Origin of the sequence: Streptomyces sp. SLBN-118, assembly GCF_006715635.1 — a bacterium.
Taxonomy (GTDB): domain Bacteria; phylum Actinomycetota; class Actinomycetes; order Streptomycetales; family Streptomycetaceae; genus Streptomyces.
Genome location: NZ_VFNP01000002.1, coordinates 637,284 through 656,227, shown reverse-complemented (window position 1 = coordinate 656,227; position 18,944 = coordinate 637,284). Strand labels below are relative to the sequence as shown.

Genomic DNA, 18,944 nt, shown 5'->3' with positions numbered 1-18,944 from the left:
CTACGCCCGGAAGCTGAGTACGGTGGTGAACTCCCCCAACAGCGCAGTGCCGTCGGCGAAGCCGGTGCCGACCAGCGTTGTGGTGGGTTCCTTGCGCCCGAAGCCGGCGGAGTACCAGCCCAGCGGCGGATCAGTCTCGCCGCGATGAGCCCGCCAGTTGAGCTGCCCGGGCAGGTCGAGCACCGCGGAGCGGTCCTCGCCGTCCCGGGTCCAGGTGAGCACCGCCCGGTCGCCCTCCAGTTCCGCGGCGATCGCCGGGCCGAGGTGGAACGCCAGGCGCACGGCCCGGCGCGGGCCGCGTACCTCGTCGACCACCTTCAGCTCCTTTGCTGCGGCCGTGAGTTCCACCCGGCGGCGGTGTACGGAGGGCCGGTAGCCGTCGTGCTCGGCACACCAGCGGGTCGTCCCTCCGTCAGAGGCGCCGGACGTCTCCGCGACCAGCACGCGGCTGCGGGCATGCCGGGTCCACATGAACGGGCCGCCGGAGACGGACTGGTCACCTCCGTCCAGTTGCAGGGTGTTGTGGCCGAGCGTCGACCGGAAGTACTGTCGCCACTCGGGCTGACCGTGGTAGCAGAACGTCCCCGGGTCGGCGAGCACGTCGACCCCGTCGTGCCGCACCTCCACGGACAGCGCGTCCGCGTGGGCGTGCGCGGCGATGGACAGGAAGCCGTGCGGACCAGCGTCGCAGCGGCACCAGATCTCAGCCGGACCGCGCAGGATGGTCATGCCGGCGTCGGCGAAATGGGCCGGTCGGTTCGCCGGGCGGGTCACGGCCGGTGCGGGGGACCGGATGAGCGCGGCCAGCAGCGGAGTGCGCACATCGGTACCGGGCACCGCCGGCCACCAGGCGAGCCGGCCGAACACGGCCTCCCCCGTGGCCAGCAGCGAGCCCCAGCGGTCGGTGCCCGCGCCGTCCACGACCAGACCGTGCCCGTCGTCCGCGTCGCCCTGACGCGGCGGCCGCAGCCGGTTGTCCACGACGGCCGCGAGCGCGTCGGTCATCCGCAGCAGCACCAGCCGGATCGACGCGGGGACCGGCACGCCCGCGGCATCCGCCTCGGCCACCGCGGCCAGGCCGAGCTCCAGAACCAGTCCGTGATACTCGGTGGCCAGCTCGCGGTTGAGGCCGGAGACGAAGGTGTTGCTCCGCAGATGCCGCTCCAGGGACCGCAGCGCGTCGGCTCGCCAGCGCGCCGAGGAGGGAAACCATCCGAATGCGCAGGCCGCGGCGAACTGCCCGGCGGCCTCGGCGATGATGTGGTTGTTGGCCGAGGACCCCCGGCTGGGGAAGGCGGCGAGCCAGCGCTGGTGGTGCCAGATCTGGGTCAGCGCCACCGGGTTGTCCTCGAACAGCCCGGCCGCGCCCGGCCAGCCGTCGAGCAGCCGGCGGATCCACACCCAGGACAGCAGCCGGATCCCCAGCTCGATGCCGCTGGTCCAGTGCACCCCGCGCAGCGGCGGGTTGGCGGCCCACCAGGACCGCAGGTGCTCGGCCACCCGCTCGGCGTACCGCTCGTCGCCGGTGACCGCGTACGCGGCGGCGAGCACGGTGAGGTACTGATGCCGGGACGGCTCCCAGATCTGCTTGATGTCCCCGACTGCTTCCTCGTCGCGGTAGGGCACGTCGAAGGCGTAGACCTGCGGAGCCCGGCGCCCGGTCTTCGGGTCGTAGCACCAGTCCGGGGCGGCCAGGTCGTCGCGGTCCACCCCGAAGAACTCGGCGTGCCCGTCCATCAGCCGGTCCGCCTCGGCGGCGAGGCGTTTCGCGGCGTCCGGCGGCACCGCGGCGACCGTCCCCGAGGGCAGTACCGCGGTGAACCGGGCGCCGGGCACGCTCGGGCAGTCCGGCGGCGCCGACCGCCACCGCCGCCTGCGCACCGCGTCGCCCACCCGGCCGCCGACCTCGCGCGGTCGCATACGGGACAGCCGCCGCAGGTACCAGCCCGGACTCCCCGACATCACAGTCATCGCGCGCTCGCCAACGTCACGGGCACGCCGGCGGCCAGGCCGGCCTGCACGGCGAGGGTGGCCGCCGTGGTGGCGACCAGCGAGTCCAGCGGCACCGGCATCGGCCCGCCGGTCCGCACAGCCTTGATGAACGCGGCCAGTTCGGCGTTCTGGCCCTTGTCCCGGGCCTTGGGCAGTCGCGAACTGACCCACCGCTTGCGGCCGTATACCGAAGCCCGGACGAAGTCGTCGAGCCGCAGCACCTTGCCGTCCGCGACAAGGTCCAGCGTCTCCTTGGGGAAGCCGGGCGCGCCGGTGGTGACGTAGCTGATGGTGGCGGTGGATCCGTCGGGGTAGCGCAGCACGACCTGGAGGTCCTCGTTGCCGGACGGGGCGACCGCGTACACCGAGACCGGATCGGCATCGAGCAGCCAGCTCGCCGTGTCGATGAAGTGTCCGCCCTCGCCGGCGAACCGCGAGCCCTCGGTGCCCTGTTGGAGATACCAGCTGCCGTGCGTCAGCCGGCCCGCGTTGACGAGGTAGCGCAGGCTCGCCGGACCGGTCCTGGCGCCGAACCGCGTCCTGGCCTCCCGCAGCAGTGGCGCGAACCGGCGGTTGAAGCCCACCTGCAGCCGGTCGTTGCCGGACTCCTCCACCGCCGCGAACACGTCGGCCAGCTCGTCCTCGGTGAGGGCCAGGGGCTTCTCCACGAACACCGTCTTGCCGGCCAGCAGTGCCCTTCGGGTCAGTTCGGCGTGCGAGCTGTGCCGGGTGACCACGAACACCGCGTCGATGGACTTGTCGCCGAGCACGGCGTCGAGATCGGTGGTCGCCTCGTCGAAGCCGAACTTCCGCTGCGCGTTGGCCGCGGACAGCGCCGTCGTGGTGACGACGGTCGACAGCTCGACGCCGTCGCGCTGTGCCAGGTGCGGCAGCAGCATCGACGTCGCGTAGTTTCCCGCGCCGACGAACGCCAGCCGCACCGGTGACTTGGCGGACCGGGCCGAGGTGGACGTCCCACCGTCTGTCTTCACCGAGGGCACGGCCACCGAAGGGGCCTCCGCATCGGTCGCGTGTTCGGTGTACCGGAACAGCACGGCCACCGCCTTCAGGCCGCCGTCCTTCAGGCTCTGGTACGTCTCGACTGCGTCGTCGAAGTCGGCGATGTGGGAGACCAGGGGCTCCACGTCGACACTGCCGCGGGCGACGAGGTCGAGGAAGCACGCCAGGTTGCGGCGCTCGGTCCAGCGCACGTAGCCGATCGGGTAGTCCCGCCCCTCGAGCTCGTACTCCGGGTCGTAGCGCCCGGGGCCGTAACTGCGGGAGAACCGGACGTCGAGTTCTTTCTCGTAGTACGCGTTCCACGGCAGGTCCAGGCGGCACTTGCCGATGTCGACGACCCGGCCGCGGTCCCGGCTCAGCCGGGCGGCCAGCTCGACGGGCTGGTTGCTGCCGCCGCCGGCGGCCAGGTACACCTGGTCCACGCCGTGACCGCCGGTGAGTTCGGCGACGGAGTTCTCCACGGCCGTGGAGGCGGGATCGCCGCAGGCCGCAGCGCCCAGGCGCTCGGCGAGCTCGCAGCGCACCGGGTCGGGGTCGACCCCGACGACGCGGACTCCCGAAGCCGCCAGCAACTGCACCACCAGCTGCCCGATCAGCCCGAGGCCGATGACCAGCGCCACGTCGCCGAGCTGTGGCTCGCCGCGGCGGACGCCCTGCAGCGCGATCGACCCGACGGTGCCGAAGGCCGCATGCCGCGGCGCGAGGCCGTCCGGCACCCGGGCGTAGAGGTTCTTCGGCACCCAGTTCAACTCGGCATGCAACGCGTGCTCGTTGCCGGCGCAGGCCACGATGTCGCCCACCGCCACATCGTCGATCCCGGTACCGACCTGCTCGACCACCCCGCACAGCGAGTAGCCCAGCGGCGTGTAGGAGTCCAGCTTGCCCATCACCTTGCGGTACGTGGCGCCCACCCCGTTGGTGGCCACGCTCTGCATGACCTTGGCCACCTGGTCCGGCCGGGAGCGGGCCTTGCCCACCATCGACATGCCGGCCTCGGACACCTTCATGAGCTCGGTCCCGGTGGAGATGAGCGAGTAGGCGCTCCTGACCAGCGCACCGTCCGGCTTGCACCCCGGAACCGGCACGTCGAGCAGCGCCAGCTCGCCACTCTTGTAGTTCTGCACAACCTGCTTCACCCGAACTCCTCTGATTCCTAAGCCGTTTACCGAGTGCTCTGGCCGGACCCAGAGGTCGCGCCGCGATACCAGTACTCGAGGGTCAGCACATGCCACAGATGCTTGGAGAAGTCCCGCTGCCCGGCGGCGTCCTCGGCGACCATCCGCGCCAGCGCATCGCGGCGCAGGAGCCCGGAACTGACAAGCACGCCGTCGTGCACCACCTCGCGCACCAGCGGTGCCAGATCCCGGCTCATCCAGGCGCGCAGCGGGGCGCTGAACAGGCCCTTGGGCCGGTACACGATCTCCCGGGGCAGGACCGAGGTGGCCGCCTCCTTGAGCACGGCCTTGCCCTGCCGTCCGACGATCTTGCGATCACCGGGCACGGCGAACGCCGCCTTGACCACCTCGACATCCACATACGGCACCCGCACCTCGGTCGACGCGGCCATGCTCGACCGGTCCGTGTAAGTGAGGTTCAGGCCCGGCAGGAACATCCGGGCGTCGCCCAGGCACATGCGGTTGACGAAGTCGTCGAGGTCGTTGTCCTGGTAGATGTCCGCATGCTCGGTCAGCACGTCCTCGACCGTCCCGGCCAGGTCCGGATCGACCAGGGCGAGCAACTCGTCCTGGTCGTACATGGTGTAGCTGCGCCGGAACGCGGTCTCCTCCGGCAGATCGGCGAAGGAGAGGAACCGCTTCGCGAAGCGCACCGACCGGTACCCACGACGGGCCGTGGCGACCGGCAGCCGGTCCACGGCTCTGGCCAGGCCGCGCCGCAGGGGCCGCGGGACGCGCTGGTAGCGCAGCGCGATCAGGTTGGCCAGGTGCTTGCGGTAACCGGCGAACAGCTCGTCGGCACCCATCCCCGAGAGCATCACCTTGACCCCGGCCTCCCGGGCGGCCGAGCAGATCAGGAACGTGTTGATCGCGGCGGGGTCGCCGATCGGCTCGTCCAGGTGGTACGTCATCTGCGGCAGCAGATCGAGCACATTGGGAGCGATCTCGATCTCATGCAGGTCGACGCCGAACCGCTCGGCCACCTGCCGGGCATAGCGCAGGTCGTCCGGCATCGCCTCGAACCTGGCGTCCTCGGCGCGGAACCCGATCGTGTAAGCGGAGATCCCGGGTCGGTCGCGGGCCGCCAGCGCGGTCAGATAGCTGGAGTCCAGCCCGCCGGAGAGGAAGGTCGCCACGGGCACGTCGGAGAGCAGGTGCTGCCGAGTCGACTCCTCGACGACGGCAGCAAGGTCCGGCTGCTCGCCGCTCCGGGCCCGCTCCCGGCCCTCGGCGGCGACCTCCCGGAGGTGCCAGTACCGGCCGCGCTCCACCCGGCCGTCGGGCCGGCACCTCAGCCAGCTCCCCGGCGGCAGCTTCTCCGCTTCGCGGAACGCGCACCGTGAGTCCGGCACCCAGTAGTACAGCAGGGAGGCCACCAGCGCCGCATGGTCCACCTCCAGCGACCCGCCGGTCACGGCGGCGAGCGCCTTGAGCTCGGAGGCGAACACCAGACCCTCGCCACGCCGGAGCAGGAACAGCGGCTTGATGCCGAGCTGGTCGCGGGCGAGCACCAGTTCACCGGTTCGCTCGTCGAAGATCCCGAACGCGAACATGCCGCGCAGCCGGGGCAGGCAGTCCGTGCCCCAGCGCCGCCAGGCCTCCAGCAGCACCTCGGTGTCGGAGGTACCGCGGAAGCGCACCCCGGCGGCTGCCAGCTCGGCACGGAGCTCGGGTGCGTTGTACAGCTCGCCGTTGTACGTCAGGACGAGGCCGCCCGAGACCATCGGCTGGGCGCCGGTCTCGGACAGGTCGATGATGGCCAGCCGGCGGTGCCCGAGGTGCACCTCGCCGTCACCGGCGGGGTGGCTGTACCGGCCCGCCCCGTCCGGACCGCGGTGGGCGAGGGTTTCGGTGAGCCGGTCGGTCACGACCTTCCCGTCCGGCCACCGGTAAGTGCCTGCGATGCCACACATGTCCTACCGCACCTCCTGGTCGCTGTCCGGGACGCGTGCCGCCCACATCGGCAGCCGCTCGGCACGCCGCCGGCCCGGCCCGTTCTGTCGGACCGGCCGCTCGCTCTGGCCGCGCAGCGCGGTGTGCAGCCCGTCCCACAGCGTGCCGTCGGTCCGGTCACGCGGATCGGGGTCGATCAGCACCACACCGATCACCGCAATGCGCTGGTCCGCGAGCTGCCGCGCCACGGTGTGCAGCCACGCGGCGCTGCGGTGCCCGGCACGCACGACGAGCACGGTCTGAGTGCCGAGGTACTGGAGGTCGGTCCACGCCGCGCCGGGCGCCACCGAGCCGACGCCGATCCGGAGTTCCTGATGCGACACGGCCGCGGCACGCTCGCCGCTGACCACGGTCGGGTCTCCTGGCTTCGGGCGGCGGTCCGCGAGCTGCGGGCCGGGCAGACCATCGGTGATCACCACTGGCCGCCCGTCCGCCGCCAGTGCCCTGGCGAGGTCCAGGGCGATCACGCTCGTGGTGCGCGCACAGCCCAGTTCCAGCAGTGACACCGGTTCCGCGCAGCCGCGCACGGTGCGGGCCAGGGACGCGGTGAGCCTTGTCCGTGCCGCCCGGATCCGTCGGCGCTGCCACAGCCTGCCCGACCGGAGGGGCAGCTCCGCGATGACCGAGGCGCCGAGGTTCGCCGCGATCTCCCTGCGCAGCACCGGGCGGTCCGCGACCACCGCGCCGACCGCGGCCACCGCGAGTCCGAGGACGAGCCCGAGGACGAGCCCGATCGCGGCGTTGGTGGCAGCGGTCCTGGGCAGGGAGTTCCGCACGGCGCGCGGTGCGTCCACGATCTGTGTGCCGGCGACGAGCTTGGGCGTGCCGATGCGCGCCTCCGCGGCGCGCTGGCCGAAATCGGTGATCCGCGAGGTGAGTTCGGCCCGGCGGGCGAAGAGCGACTCCAGGTTCGCCGACGCCTTGGGCCCGCTCTCCGGCGATGCCTCCCCGATCGCCTTGTTGACCTGGGCGAGTTCGCCCTGCATCCGGTCACGCTGGGTCAGCAGGGCCTTGGACTCGGCGTTCGCGGCTTCCTGAATTCGCCTCACATGGTCCGCGACGAACGCATCGGCCAGCGCCTTGGCGCGGGTCACCGCTTCCGCGTCGCTGTCACCTTCCACAGTGATCTGCAGCAGGTTGTTGGTCAAGCCGATACCCCCGTAGTCCCGCATGAAGTCCTCTGGTTTTTCAGGGGACTTGAGGGACTTCAGGGCCTTGTCGGCGATCCGCGTGGTTTGCAGCAGGGCGACGTCGGTGCGGATCAGCGTTCCGGGGTCGTTCGGCTGGTCCTCCTGATGCGCGACCAACACCTTGGTCACCGCGGTCGGCGCCGGCGGCAGCAGGACCGCCACCGCCGCGCCGACGAGCAGCCCCAACAGCGCCACGGAGCACCAGAAGCGGCGCCGCCTGCGCACCGCCACCACCAGAGCCTGCAGGTCCAGTAGCGGAGCTGCGGCCGACGACTCCGAAGTCGTACTCGTCGTCACCCTGAACTTCCCTTCGCGTCGTCGCCAACCGAGAGCACCGGCGTGGCGGCATCACGAGGACGACCGGCAGACCGCGTCGGACGGGCCCGGACCGTGCCGGCGAGGACGATGCCGACGACCTCGTGCTTGGCGTCCGCACACGCCTCGGCGATGCCGGCGAGCTCCGCTGCGGTCCAGATGCCCGCGCTGAGCACGACCAGGGCACCGGACTCGTTGTCGCGGTCCGGCACCAGCGGCTGGGACACCGAAACCCCCACCACGCGCAGCAGAGGATCGCCCGCGGCCTCGGCGACGAGCTGCCCGGCGGCCCGGCGGGCGACCTCGTCGCCTTCCGGGACGACAACCAGCAGCCTCCGGGGGGCCGGCAGTTGGTCCCGGAGGCGGGCGCACACCCGCCGGTAGCGGATCTGCCTGTCGGCCTCGTCGCCGGACGCCTGCGGGGTCGGTATGTCCCACCGGACGTCGATGCCCAGCAGCCGGCGGATTACGGCGCGCGGGCCACGGCCTTCCGTCCGGTGCGCGGGCCGTTCATCAGGTACCTCGACGGTACCCAGCAGCGCCGAGCCCAGCGCCGCGGCGATCTCCGGTTGGGTGCGCAGTCGGCGACTCATCCGTGCGGCGGTGAGATGGCCGATGACCGCGAGGAGGAAGAACAGCAGCGCCCCGGCGATGATGAGCTGCATCCTCGTCGGCGGTGCCTCTCCGGCCGGCCGGGCCGCCGGGCCCATGACGACCATGCTGGCCTTGCTGGCAGCCGGGTCGGCCTGGTCCAGCTTTTTGATGGCCTCCTGCAGCGAGGTGCGCAGCTTCTCGAGCTCGGTGCGGGACTGCACGCTCTCCACGGTCTGCCCCGGATCGGCCGCATCGGCCAGCTCGGTGATACGGCGGCTGGTCTTCACCACCATCTGCCGCAGTGCCTCGAGCTGCGCCGCCGCTTCGGGGTCGGTGCTGTCGTCCACGATCCGGGCGGCGAATGCGACGAACTGTTGGGCCACTTGGTCGGAGAGTTGCTGCGCGCGCTTCGGGGTATCGGCCGTGCCCGAGATCTTGATGATGTTCCCGTCGGCGGCCTTGGCGCTCACCTGCTCCCGCAGCTCGCTGCCGCTGACCCCGGTCCAGTGGAGTGTGGCAGCCGCGCGGTCGACCACCACCGAACTGGTCGCGATCTCCTGCTGAGTCCGCAGCTCGCGCTCCTCCCACGCCCCCGGCAGCAGTACCGATGCCGACGTCGTGTAGCGCGGCGGAATCAGCAAAGAGGTGCCGTATCCGACGAGCGCACCCACCATGGCGAGGATGGTGAGAATCCGCCAACGCCGACGGACAATCCGCCCGATCGTGACCAGGCGTATCGTGTCATCGCTCAACGGCGCGGCCTCCGCCCTGCATGGTCAGGGTCGCCCGCCGACGCCGGAGCGTGGTCATGGCAGGCGGCGGCGTAGGCAGCGAGCAGCGATCGCTGGGAGTTCCGCCAGGAGAGCGGCCCACTGATCCGCTCCTGGCCGATCTTGCCCATCTGGGCCCGCTTCTCCGGATCGTCCAGGAGTAGCGCGATGAGTTCGGCGAACTCGGCCTCGTCGTTGGCGTGGGCGTAGATGGCGGCGTCACCGGCGGAGACTCGCGCCTCCCGGAGGTCGAACGAGACGACCGGCCGGCCCATCACCATGTACTCCAGGACCTTGTTCATGGTCGACACGTCGTTGAGCGGATTGTGCGGGTCGGGGGAGAGGCACACGTCCGCGGTGGACAGGTGGCGCACCAGATCGGCGTCCGGAATGCGCCCGGTGAACTCCACCTGCTCCGAGAGCCCGAGCCGCCGGGACAGCTCCACCATCGCGTCGAACGTGTCGCCGGCGCCGACGAACACCGCATGCCAGTCGGTCCGCCCGAGCCCGTCGCGCAGCTTCGCGAGGGCCCGCAAGGCGTAGTCGACGCCGTCCTGCGGGCCCATGACGCCGAGGTAGCACAGCAGATGAGGCTTGCCGCGCTTCAACTCCGGCTCGGGCGGCACCGGTTGGAACCGGTCGATCTGGGGCGCGCTGCGCACCACGAACACGTCCTCCGGCCGCTGGCCACCGCGGCGTATCGCGACGTCCCGGTAGCTCTCGTTCGTGGCGAGCACGATGTCCGCGGCCCGGTAGGTCCGCCGTTCCAGCGCGCACACGGCGCGGTAGAGCAGGTCCTTGCCGCGGTCGAACCGGGACAGGTACAGCTCGGGTACCAGGTCGTGCTGGTCGAAGACGAACCGCGCGCCGCGCCGCTTCAGCCACAGGGCCGGCAGGAACAGCAGGTCGGGCGGGTTGCAGGCGTGGACCACGTCGACCGGGCCGACCTTGCGGGCCAGCCGGACCGTGTGCCACAACGCCGATCCGTACTCCCGTAGGTAGCCGGCCGGCCCTCCGGTGGCCGCGCGCAACGGGTAGCGGTGGATCCGCACCCCGTCGATCTCCGCCTCCGGCTCCGTGTCCCGCTTCTCCCCCCGGGGGCAGATGACGTGCACCTCCCAGCCCGCGTCGCGCAGCGTCGTGCACTCCTGCCACACCCGCCGGTCGAACGGCACCGACAGGTTCTCCACCAGGATCAGCGCGCGCCGGTTGGGCCGGTCGCGGCCGGCCGTGTCACCGAACGATGTGTCACCAAGCAAGGCCCACGTACCCCGGTTCGGCCCGGCGCGCCTCGGCGTCGGGAAGGTGGATGAGGTCGACAATCACCGGGCCGTCGCCATGGGGCAGCGCCGACAGCACGGCCGGATCCCTGGTCCCGACCAGACACACCTCGGCGTGCTCGAGCACCTCGTCGACGGAATCCGCAAGCAACTGTGCGAGGTGCGGCAGCCGGTTCTCGATGTACTCGCGGTTCGCGCCGAGCAGCCGCGAGAGGCTCACGTTGGCGTCGTGGATTCGCAGGTCGTAACCCTTGCCGAAGAGCCGCTCCGCCAGCTCGACGAGCGGGCTCTCGCGGAGGTCGTCGGTGCCGGGTTTGAAGGACAGCCCGAACAGGCCCACCCGGCGCTTGCCGGTGCGCTCGACCAGCTCCACCGCGCGCTGCAGATGGTCGGAGTTGGAGGGCAGCACGTGGGCGAGGATGGGCACCGAGACATCGGCCCGCTGGGCCGCGTGGACCAGGCTGCGCAGGTCCTTGGGCAGGCAGGAGCCACCGAAGGCGAAGCCGGGCCGCAGGTAGGCGGGGCTGATGTTCAGCTTGCGGTCGGCCAGGAACACGTCCATCACCTGGTGCGAGTCCACCCCGAGCGCCTGGCACACCGCGCCCAGCTCGTTCGCGAAGCCGATCTTGAGGCCGTGGAACGCGTTGTCCGCGTATTTGATCGCCTCGGCCGTCGGGACCGGCACCCGGAACACCTCGCCGGGCAAGCCGTCGTACAGCGACATCACCACATCGCCGCTTGCCGGGTCGAGCTCGCCGATGACGGTCTTGGGCGGGTCGAAGAAGTCCCGCACGCTCGTGCCCTCGCGCAGGAACTCCGGGTTGACCGCGACCCCGAGGTCCACCCCGGCCGTGGCGCCGACGGACTTCTCCAGGATCGGTACCAGCAGGTTCAGGCAGGTGCCCGGGAGCATGGTGCTGCGGAACACGACGGTGTGCCGCCCACCGCGCTCGGCAAGCGCGGCGCCGATCTGCTCGGTGACCCGCTCCAAGTACGTGGTGCACAGGCTGCCGTTGGGCTCCGACGGCGTGCCCACGCAGATGAGCGACACCTCGCTGCCCATGATCGCCTCGCGGACGTCGCCGGTGGCCCGCAATGCTCCGGTCCGCACGACGTCGGCGATGAGCTCGCCGATCCCCTCCTCGACCACCGGGGCCTTGCCGTCGTTGACCAGGTCGACCTTCACCTGGTTCACGTCCACCCCGATGACCTCGTGACCCATGCTGGCCAGACACGCGGCCGACACACAACCCACGTAGCCGAGCCCGAAAACGCTGACTCTCATTGCCCGTTCCTCCCCCCAGGCAGGCCCTCCCGGCCTGCAGTCCGTGCGCCGCCGGGACGGTCCAGTTGCAGTTCCCCGCGCATCAGTAGGCCCCCTGCCCCTGGAGCACCGCACGCAGCGTCTTCCACAAGATCACTGTGTCCAGGGCGAGCGACCAGTCCTCCACGTACCGCAGGTCCAGCCGGACCGCCTCCTCCCACGGCAGGTCGCTGCGTCCGCTGATCTGCCACAGGCCGGTGAGTCCGGGCTTGACCAGCAGCCGTCGCCGGATGTCCGGGCCGTACGCAGCGGACTCCTCCGGTAGTGGAGGCCGCGGACCGACGAGCGACATCGATCCGGTGAGTACGTTGAAAAGCTGCGGGAGTTCGTCGATCGAGTACCGGCGCAGCACTGCTCCCACCCGGGTCAGCCGCGGATCCCGGCGGACCTTGAACAGCAGGCCGGCGCCCTCGTTGAGGCCGGCCAGCTCTGCACGTGCTCCATGAGCCCCGGCGACCATGGTGCGGAACTTGAGAATGGTGAACTCGCGGCCGTCCTTGCCGACCCTGCGCTGGCGGAAGAACGCTCCACCGCGACTGTCCACCAGCACAAGCAGCGCGACGAGCACCATCAGCGGCGCGAACAGCATCAGCAGGATCGCTGCGCCCATCCGGTCGACGACCTCTTTGACCGCCCGGCGGCCCCCGGTGAAGATCGGCATGCTGACCCGCAGCAGCGGGATCCCGAGCACCGCGTCGACGTGCAGCCGCGGGCCGGCCACCTCCATCAGCACGGGGGCCACGACCATCTCGGCATCGCTGCCTTCGAGGTTCCAAGCCAGCCGCTGCAGCCGGTCCGGTGACCAGTGCGGGTCCGGTGTGACCGCGACGACGCGGTAGCCGTCGCGGCGGATGTGGCCCGCGACGTCGGTCAGTCGGCCGACGACCGGCACTCCGTCCAGTTGGTCACCGTCGAGTCCGAGACCGTCAGGCGTGCACACCGCCTCCACTCGCCAGCCGAGGTGCGGGAACTTGCGGGTTCGGGTGATCAGGTCGCGCACGGTGGCAGGGCTCCCGGCAGCGAGCACGGGTCTCAGGCACCGTCCTTCCTTCCGCTGTTTGTGCAGCCCGAGGCGCAGCAGATACCGCGAGGTCATGGTGATGAGCGCGAGCGCGGGGATCGCGACGAAGATCCAGAGCTTGATGTTGCGCGAGGTGAGCGCGATCCCGCCGAGCGCCAGGACGACGGTCGCCGTGAACATTGAGCGTCCGAGCCGGCGGAATTCCTCGGCGCCCTGGCCGAGCACGGCCGGAGCCCACGCCCGGCTCACCGCAAGCGCCCCCAGCACCAGCAGCTCGGTGCCGAATGCGAGGATTCCCCATTTCTCGTGCCAGTTGGCCGCGTCGCGGGACCCGAAGAAGTTGCCGATCGCCGCCACCACAAAGGCGGTGGTCACGGTGTCGCTGGTGATCACGGTACGGCGGTACCGCTGCTCCCAGTCACTGGCGGGCCGGCTGATTGCCTCGTTCGCCAGACGCCCGCCCGCCGGCGGAAACGTGCTGACTATGCCACCTTGCTGCACAGAACCCCCCAGGTTCCCAGTGGTTCGACGTGCTCGCCTAACACTGCCCCTCCCCCCGGGAGGCCCCCGCCCCCCGTACTGTTCCCCTCCGCGGGAGGCCCCCGCCCCCCGTACTGTTCCCCTCCGCGGGAGGCCCCCGCCCCCCGCGCCGCGCTGTTCCTCACCGTGGGAGGCCCCCGCCCCCCCGTGTATGACATCCGGCTATTTCGGGGCTACTTGAACAACCCACCCCGGCGGCAGCGGACTCGCATGTCCTGCCAGGGTTTCGAGGTGTGCGGGAACCGGTCGAAACATCGGGTGCTCCCCGCACCCAAGGCCCCTCGCGGGCTCCAAGAATTGATCACCCCCACGTGCGGCGCCGGGGACGCGACTGCTGGCTTTCCACAGCGCCGGACCTATAGATCATTACTGGTCGCCTCGTATCCGAACAGGCGAAGCACGGTCAATCTAGACCATCGGGACCCGGTCTGAAGAGGGGATGTGAATAATTTGTGCTCAACATTTGAAGCCCGGACCACCGGGCGGGTGCCCTGGCGACGATGACGCGCCTTGCGGACTGCCGTTGACGGCCCCGTCAGCCAAGAGCGCGGTCAAGGTTGAACGCGGCGCTGATCAGCGAGAGATGGGTGAACGCCTGCGGGAAGTTGCCGAGTTGCTCGCCGGTCCGTCCGATTTCCTCGGCGTACAGGCCGACGTGGTTGGCGTAGGTGAGCATCTTCTCGAAGGCCAGCCTGGCCTCCTCCAGCCGTCCGGCGCGGGTGAGCGCCTCGACGTACCAGAAGGAGCAGATCGAGAAGGTGCCCTCGGCCCCGCGGAGGCCGTCCGGGCTCGCCTCGGGGTCGTAGCGGTAGACCAAGGAGTCGGAAACCAGGTCCGCGGTGAGCGCGTCCAGGGTCGCGAGCCACTTGGGGTCGGTGGGTGAGATGAATTTGGCCATCGGCATCATCAGCACCGAGGCGTCGAGTACGCGGTCGCCGAGGTTCTGGACGAACGCCCCTCGCTCGGGGCACCAGCCGCGTTGCATGATCTGGCGGTAGATCGCATCACGGCTCTGCCGCCACCGGGGGAGGTCCGCGGGCAGGCCGCGCCGGTTCGCCATCCGGATGGCCCGCTCTATCGCCACCCAGCACATCAGCCGCGAGTACACAAAGTTCTTGCGTCCCCCGCGCGTTTCCCAGACGCCGTCGTCGGGTTGGTCCCAGTTGGCGCAGAGCCAGTCCACCAGAACACCGAGCTCGTCCCACCGGTCGCTGCTGATGGGCTGTCCCCACTTGTCGTACAGATACACGGAGTCGATGAGCGCTCCGTAGATGTCCAGCTGGAGCTGGCCGGTGGCGGCATTTCCCACTCGCACCGGGGCGGACCCCAGGTAGCCCTCGAGGTGGGGCAGTTCACGCTCGGGCAGCTCGCTGCGCCCGTCGATTCCGTACATGATCTGCAGCGGACCGGAGGGGCCGCCGCCCCGCATGATGTCCCGCTCGGACAGGAAGCCCATGAACGCCTCGGCCTCTGTGGTGAAGCCCAGCCTGAGCATGGCGTAGACACAGAAGGCGGCGTCCCGCACCCATACGAAGCGGTAGTCCCAGTTGCGCTCGCCGCCGATCTGCTCGGGCAGGCTGGTCGTCGGGGCAGCCACGATGGCGCCCGTCGGCGCGTAGGTGAGCAGCTTCAGCACGAGCGCGGAGCGGTGCACCATCTCCCGCCACCGTCCGTGGTAGCGCGAGCGGGCCAGCCAGTCGCGCCAGAACCTGACGGTGGTCTCGAACTGGTACTCCGCCTCGGCCTGCGGGCAGGCCCGCGGCATGACGTCGTCGATGACCGGGTCGAGGGCGAACACCGCGGACTCGCCTTCGAGGAGCTTGAAGCGCGACCGCGCGTCCAGGTCGTCGCACTCCAGCGGCGCCGTGGCGCTCAGCGCCAACGACAGGCTCCGGGACCGGAACAGTGCGGTGTTGCCCTGGAGTTGCGCGGAATGCGGTTCGGCCCCGTAGCCGAAGCGGGGAGCCACTCGCGCCGTGAACGGCAGCGATCCCCGGACACAGATCACCCGTCGGATCAGACGGTGCCGGGCTGCCGTGCCCGAGTCGTCGGTGATCGGCATGAAGTCCTGGATCTCGGCCACCCCGTCGGAGGCGAAGAACCGCGTGATGAGAACGTTCGTGTCGGGGAAGTAGAACTGCCGGGTCCGCGTCGGTACGTCGGCGGCCAGCTCGAACGACCCGCCCCGGTTCGCGTCCAGAATGGAGCCGAACACGCTGGGTGAGTCGAAGCGCGGGCAGCAGTACCAATCGATGGTGCCGTTGGTGCCCACGAGTGCCGCACTGTGAAGATCACCGATAAGGCCGTGCTCGGCTATGGGCAGATAGGGTGAGAGGCCCTCTTGTCCGAATCCGGTATTCGCCATACCGGCCTCCGTAAGACCGCAGGCCGCTTAGCACGTACGCGTAATGGTAGATCTCCACGACCACGGCTGCCATGGACAGTGCAGAAATACGATTTCTTGTAGCTTAAGACGATTGGTCGTATTCCTTCAAGGGGGCCACTCCCGTGGGCAGAAAGAGCACCAGCGAGGAGATCGCCAAGGCGGCGGTCGAGCTCCGGCAGGAAAACGAGGGTGCGCCGGGTCGTCGATGGACCACACTGAGCTGACATGAGCGACGGCGACGCGGACCGCGGGCTCTTCGGACCCGAATCGATCACCTGGCAGATGCACGGCGACCCGATGATGTGGGTCGCCGGGGTACGCGCCCTCTACCTCCAGGCGCTGCACCCCCGCGCCGTGCGAGGCGTCATGCAGAACTCGGACTTCCGCCGCGACGCCTGGGGACGCCTCATCCGCACGGCGAACTTCGTCGGCACCATCACCTACGGCACCGCCCCGGCCGCCGAGCGCGCCGCCGCCCGCGTCCGCCGTATTCACACCCACCTGCGGGCCACCGACCCCGCCACGGGCGAGCGCTACCGCGTCGACGAGCCCGAGCTCCTGCTGTGGGTGCACTGCGCCGAGGTCGGCTCGTACCTCGACGTCGGACGCCGCTCGGGCCTGCCCCTCAGCGACGCACAGGCCGACCGCTACCTCGACGAACAGCGCGAGGCGGCCCGCCTCGTCGGACTCGACCCGGCCGGCGTGCCGGCGTCCACCACGGAACTCGACGCCTACTTCGAGCGGGTGCGCCCCGAACTCGCCGCCGGACCCGAGGCCCACGACGTGGACGACTTTCTGCAGCGGCCGCCCATCAGTCCCCTGCTCGTCCCGGCGCGTGACCTGTTGTGGCGGCGGGTTGCCGCACTCGCCTACAACGCACTGCCCCCCTACGCCCATCGGCTCTACGGCAGGCCCGCCCCCGACCCCGAACGCGTCACGCATCAGCTCATCGCCACCGGCAACCTGCTGCGCTGCATTCCCTCCCGACTGCGTTGGCGACTCCCGCCAGGTCACATCTTGAAAGCGATGGCGCGACTCGGCCCCGGCAGCCGCCCGGCCCCGTACAGACTGCCCGGACGGGAGGCCATACTGGACGGACCGGGGAGGGCGCAGCTCAGCGACGGGGGCGACAGCACGCGATGGCGGAAACCAGGCTGATCCAAGGCCGGTACCGACTGCTCGATCTCATCGGGCGCGGCGGCATGGGCGAGGTGTGGCGGGCCCGCGACGAGTCGCTCGGGCGCAATGTCGCCGTCAAGTGCCTCAAGCCACTGGGACCGCAGCGCGACGACCAGTCCTTCACGCGCGTCCTGCGTGAGCGCTTCCGGCGCGAGGCGCGCGTCGCCGCCGCGCTCCAGCACCGCGGGGTCACCGTCGTCCATGACTTCGGCGAGCACGACGGCGTGCTCTACCTGGTCATGGAGCTGCTTCAGGGCCGAAACCTCAGCCAGCTGCTCGAGGACAACGAGCAGTATCCCCTGCCCGTGGCCGATGTCGTCGACATCGCGGAACAAGTCGCGGACGCGCTCGCCTACACCCATGAACAGGGCATCGTCCACCGCGACTTGAAGCCCGCCAACATCATGCGGCTCACCGACGGCACCGTGAAGATCTGCGACTTCGGCATCGCCCGCCTCGGCGCGGACATCGGCTTCACCTCCAAGCTGACCGGCACGGGCATCGCCATGGGGACCCCGCACTACATGTCCCCCGAGCAGATCGGCGGCGACCACGTCGACCACCGCAGCGATCTGTACTCCCTGGGCTGCGTGCTCTACGAGATCGCCACCGGCGTGCCGCCCTTCGACCACGAGGACACCTGGGCGGTCCTCGTCGGGCACCGCGACACCCCGCCCCAGCCGCTGCGCACCCACCGCGCCGAGATTCCCGAGTACTTCCAGCGGATCGTGCTGGACCTCCTCGCCAAGACTCCCGAGGAACGGCCCGACGACGCGAAGGACCTGCGAGGGCGGATCGGCTCGGCCGCGGGCCAGGGGCAGCCGCATCCGGTCGTGCCGGGGCCGCGCCCCGAGCAACCGCCGTCCCGTGAGCCGCGGCTCCCGTCCTGGACCCGCGGCATGACGACCGGCCACAAGGCGACCGGGACCTCGGCCCTGCGGCCGGCGCTGCCCGACCACACCGCGGGGCTGACCGGCGAGTGGACGACGTACACCGATCCGCGCGGCGGCCCGCTGCTGCCGCCGCGCGCCAGGCCCGAGCGCCCCACGCCGCCGCCCGAACTGCTCGGCGTCCTCGCCGGCCGCCACAACGCGGGCCTCAGCCTCGGCCGGCTCGGCCGCTGGGAGGAGGCGGGCGAGGTGCATCGCGCCGTCGCCGCGGAGCGTGAGCACGCCCTGGGGCCCGACCACCCGGACACCCTGGCCAGCCGCTACGAGGTCGGCTTCACCCTGAGCCGCACCGGGCGCGCCGCCGACGCCCTGCGGGAGTTCGTCCGGGTCGCGGAAGGCCGCGAACGGACCATGGGCGCCGACCATCCCGAGACACTTGCCGCACGCCAGGAGACGGCGTACGTCCTCGGCCAGCTCGGGAGGCACTTCGAGGCCCACGAGGTGTACGCGGCGGTGCTCGCGTCCCGTGAGCGCACGATGGGGCCCGAACACCCCGACACGCTGCGTTGCCGCCACAACCTCGCCTTCAACCTCAGCAGACTGGGGCGCCTCGAGGACTCCTGCCGGATGGCGCACGACGTCGCCGCGGCGCGGGCCCGGGTACTCGGCGCCGAACATCCCGACACGCTTGTCACGCGGTACGAAGTCGCTTACGCACTGGGCCAGTTGGGGCGCTGGACCGAGGCGCTGCAGACGTATCGCGAGGTGGCGGTCTCCCGGGCGAGGGCGCTGGGCGCCGACCACCCCGACACGCTCGCCGCACGCTACGAGGTGGGGATAAGCCTCGGGCGGCTCGGCCGCAGTGCGGAGGCCCTGGAGCTCTACCGCGAGCTCGTCGACGACCGTACCCGGGTGCACGGGCCCGCCGATCCCGAGACACTGCGCGCCCGGCACGGCCTCGGCGTGAACCTCGGCCGCCTCGCCCGCTGGGAGCAGGCCCTCGCCGAGGCCCGCGACGTGTGTGCCCTGCGCGAGCGCGTCCTCGGCGCTGACCACCCCGACACCCTCGTCAGCCGCCGCGAGGTGGCCGTGGGCCTCGGCTGGCTGGGCCGCTGGGCGGACGCCCTGGCGGTATACGGCCAGGTCGCCGCGGCGCGGGAACGGGTCCTCGGCATCGACCATCCCGAGGCGCTGGCCAGCCGCAACGACGAGGCGCACTGCCTGGAGCAGCTCGGCAGACACGCGGAGGCGGTCGACCTGTACCGCCGCGTGGCGGCGCTGCGCCAGCAGCGAGGCACACAGGCCCGATAGCGGT

The 18,944-nt window shown here is 70.9% G+C and carries 11 protein-coding genes; 2 read left to right on the top strand and 9 right to left on the bottom strand.

All coding sequences use genetic code 11. The annotated features are described in order from the left end of the window. The 9 genes from FBY35_RS21510 to FBY35_RS21470 form a co-directional block, all read right to left on the bottom strand. Positions 1–1,962, bottom strand: a complete 1,962-nt coding sequence (locus tag FBY35_RS21510; protein ID WP_142218092.1) for an alginate lyase family protein — start codon at positions 1,960–1,962, stop codon at positions 1–3. 5 nt (positions 1,963–1,967) lie between these two features. Then, positions 1,968–4,148 carry a bi-domain-containing oxidoreductase gene (locus FBY35_RS21505; RefSeq protein WP_142215633.1) on the bottom strand — a complete coding sequence of 727 codons (2,181 nt, stop codon included), beginning with the start codon at positions 4,146–4,148 and terminating at the stop codon, positions 1,968–1,970. A gap of 26 nt (positions 4,149–4,174) precedes the next feature. Further along, entirely contained in the window at positions 4,175–6,100 is a 1,926-nt protein-coding gene (gene asnB / locus FBY35_RS21500; RefSeq protein ID WP_142215632.1) for an asparagine synthase (glutamine-hydrolyzing), read from the bottom strand. A 3-nt stretch (positions 6,101–6,103) separates the two neighbouring features. Next, on the bottom strand, positions 6,104–7,627 hold the full coding sequence (locus tag FBY35_RS21495; protein ID WP_142215631.1) for a Wzz/FepE/Etk N-terminal domain-containing protein: 1,524 nt from the start codon (positions 7,625–7,627) through the stop codon (positions 6,104–6,106). Next, positions 7,624–8,991: a Wzz/FepE/Etk N-terminal domain-containing protein gene (locus tag FBY35_RS21490; RefSeq protein ID WP_142215630.1), complete on the bottom strand. Its 1,368-nt coding sequence runs from the start codon at positions 8,989–8,991 to the stop codon at positions 7,624–7,626. The genes FBY35_RS21495 and FBY35_RS21490 overlap by 4 nt, the downstream gene beginning before the upstream one ends. Beyond that, positions 8,988–10,268, bottom strand: coding sequence for a glycosyltransferase family 4 protein (locus tag FBY35_RS21485; protein WP_142215629.1), 1,281 nt, complete (start codon positions 10,266–10,268; stop codon positions 8,988–8,990). The genes FBY35_RS21490 and FBY35_RS21485 overlap by 4 nt, the downstream gene beginning before the upstream one ends. Then, positions 10,258–11,574, bottom strand: a complete 1,317-nt coding sequence (locus FBY35_RS21480) for a nucleotide sugar dehydrogenase (RefSeq protein ID WP_142215628.1) — start codon at positions 11,572–11,574, stop codon at positions 10,258–10,260. Before FBY35_RS21480 ends, FBY35_RS21485 begins: the two co-directional genes overlap by 11 nt. Positions 11,575–11,656: 82 nt before the next feature. Then, positions 11,657–13,135, bottom strand: coding sequence for a sugar transferase (locus FBY35_RS21475; protein ID WP_142215627.1), 1,479 nt, complete (start codon positions 13,133–13,135; stop codon positions 11,657–11,659). A 574-nt stretch (positions 13,136–13,709) separates the two neighbouring features. Next, entirely contained in the window at positions 13,710–15,539 is a 1,830-nt protein-coding gene (locus FBY35_RS21470) for a glycoside hydrolase family 15 protein (RefSeq protein WP_142215626.1), read from the bottom strand. Positions 15,540–15,785: 246 nt separating this feature from the next. Between FBY35_RS21470 and FBY35_RS21465 the strand changes: the two genes are divergently transcribed. Both FBY35_RS21465 and FBY35_RS21460 read left to right on the top strand, forming a co-directional pair. Continuing rightward, positions 15,786–16,718: an oxygenase MpaB family protein gene (locus tag FBY35_RS21465; protein ID WP_142215625.1), complete on the top strand. Its 933-nt coding sequence runs from the start codon at positions 15,786–15,788 to the stop codon at positions 16,716–16,718. Next, complete coding sequence (locus FBY35_RS21460) at positions 16,700–18,940, top strand: serine/threonine-protein kinase (RefSeq protein ID WP_142215624.1); 2,241 nt, start codon at positions 16,700–16,702, stop codon at positions 18,938–18,940. The genes FBY35_RS21465 and FBY35_RS21460 overlap by 19 nt, the downstream gene beginning before the upstream one ends. The last annotated feature ends 4 nt before the right edge of the window (positions 18,941–18,944 follow it).